The 734-nt window shown below is 29.6% G+C and carries 1 protein-coding gene and 1 pseudogene; both read left to right on the forward strand.

The window, feature by feature from the left end:
- Positions 1-254 (forward strand): annotated as a pseudogene (locus IDG60_RS18190) (MFS transporter); the annotation flags it as partial.
- Positions 238-734: YbhB/YbcL family Raf kinase inhibitor-like protein (locus tag IDG60_RS18195; RefSeq protein ID WP_048517827.1), on the forward strand; the 497-nt coding region annotated here is incomplete at its 3' end. The pseudogene IDG60_RS18190 and the gene IDG60_RS18195, both read left to right, overlap by 17 nt.

Consider the following 734-nt stretch of genomic DNA (forward strand, 5'->3'; position numbering starts at 1 on the left):
TAGGTATTTCTTCAGGGTTAACTCGTCCACAAACTATAAATAAACTTTCTAGCAGTAGTAACTTAAGAGTGATGCTTAATTATGCAGAAACGTTATATTTTATTTTTAATATCGCATTTTTACTTATGGGTGGTTACTTATATACAATAGGAACTATTCAATACTTAATATTATTTATTTCGTTATTAATTTTTATATATTTAATAATAATATTTTATTTTACAAGGAGAGAGCAACATGAAAATAAAAACTGAATTTAAAGGGAACAATATACCATATGAATACGCAGCAGGTGCAGATGTGAGTGATTCTATTAACGGGAATCCAATTAAGTCATTTCCATTTGAAGTAATTGAATTACCGGAAGGGACTAAATATCTTGCTTGGTCTTTAATTGACTATGATGCAATTCCTGTATGTGGCTTTGCTTGGATTCATTGGAGTGTAGCTAATGTAAGTGTTAGTGGCAATTCAATTTCTATAAAAGCAGATTTATCAAGAACAAAGGGTGACTATGTACAAGGTAAAAATAGCTTTACTAGTGGGTTGTTGGCTGAAGATTTTTCAGAAATAGAAAATCACTATGTAGGACCTACACCACCTGATCAAGATCATCAATATGAATTAACAGTTTATGCGTTAGATCATTCTTTAAATTTGAAGAATGGGTTCTACTTGAATGAATTTTTAAAAGAAGTAAATCAACATAAAATTGATCAAACAAGTATTAACCT

Source organism: Staphylococcus sp. EG-SA-2 (assembly GCF_017152085.1).